This window comes from Clostridium pacaense, assembly GCF_020709765.2.
Classification (GTDB): Bacteria; Bacillota; Clostridia; order Lachnospirales; family Lachnospiraceae; genus Enterocloster; species Enterocloster hominis.
This window is the reverse complement of record NZ_JAJFEB020000132.1, coordinates 1-263: the sequence shown is the minus strand read 5'-3', so window position 1 is coordinate 263 and position 263 is coordinate 1. Positions and strand designations below refer to the sequence as shown.

1 pseudogene is annotated in these 263 nt (G+C 49.0%); it reads left to right on the top strand.

The window, feature by feature from the left end:
• Positions 1-39: 39 nt before the first annotated feature.
• A pseudogene (locus LK536_RS58800) lies at positions 40-263 on the top strand (IS30 family transposase); the annotation flags it as partial.

Below are 263 nucleotides of genomic sequence, written 5' to 3'. Positions count from 1 at the left end.
TGCAGGCAGGGGATTAACCAGGCTCCTGTAGATATCGCAATGCTTGATAAGCTTATCTCTCCACTGCTTGCTCAGGGACAGTCACTGGCACACATTTATGCCTTTCATGGACACGAGATTCCCTGTTCCAGGAAGACCCTCTACAATTATATAGACCAGGGCGTTTTTACTGCTAAGAACATCGACCTGCGCCGTAAGGTACGTTACAAATGCAAGCCAAGAAAGACCGGTACAAGGGTCAGCCTGGCTGCAAAGGAATTCCG